This is a genomic window from Polaromonas sp. P1_E3 (genome assembly GCF_056405935.1).
Map to the genome: position 1 here is coordinate 1 of NZ_JBFUBD010000763.1, position 761 is coordinate 761.

At 63.7% G+C, this 761-nt stretch carries 1 protein-coding gene; it reads right to left on the reverse strand.

What is annotated here, in order from left to right:
- Positions 1-12 precede the first annotated feature (12 nt).
- On the reverse strand, positions 13-729 hold the full coding sequence (locus tag AC1D0Z_RS23370) for an aspartate/glutamate racemase family protein (RefSeq protein ID WP_477660505.1): 717 nt from the start codon (positions 727-729) through the stop codon (positions 13-15).
- Between the last annotated feature and the right edge of the window lie 32 nt (positions 730-761).

Here is a 761-nt window from a genome sequence, read left to right on the forward strand (position 1 = left end):
ATGTAGGGCAGCTCATCTCCAGGGGCGCAGCAGCAGTTCATCGTCGGTCAGCGCCCAGGTCCTGAAGCCGGTGGCCTCTTCAATCGCCTGGCGGTGCGGCGGCAAGTTGGTGCACTCAAGCACGACCGCCTGCAGCGAAGGCTCCCGCTGCCTCAGGGCCACCGCAGCCGCCACGACATCGCTGCACGCTTTGTCCCTGTCCATGGTCGGGCGGTTACCCAAAATGGCAGTGGCAAATTCACTTTGAGGGTCGACCCCCTGCACCACCACATCCGCCAGACGCTCATGCGCTACACCTGCGGCACGCAAGTGCTCATCACCCAGCGCGGCTGAACTGATGGTCAGTACGCCTACCCTGGCGTGGCGTGCAAGCAGCGCCGGCAATTGAAGCAGGCTGGACGTGACAACAGGAACCTGCACGGCCGCCTGCAATTCGTCCTGCAACAGTACGAGGAAACCGCAACTGGTGGTGATGGCCTGCGCACCTTCATCCGCCAGGGCCTGCACCGCCTGTGCAAAAGCCGGCAGCACGCCCGCAGCCCGCAGGCCGGCACCGCTCTGCACAATCTTGCCGGGCCAGGCGCCCTGCACCACATGCTGGCGAACCGGAACGCCGAAAGCTTCAGGATGGCCGATGTCGCCCGGCCACCGGGGGAACTGTGTGTCGAGCATTACCACCCCCAGAAAGCCCGAAGGCTCGCTGAAAGCGGGTGCTGAGGTTAAAGTCATGGCTCTATTCTCCCGCCAAACAACAACTACAC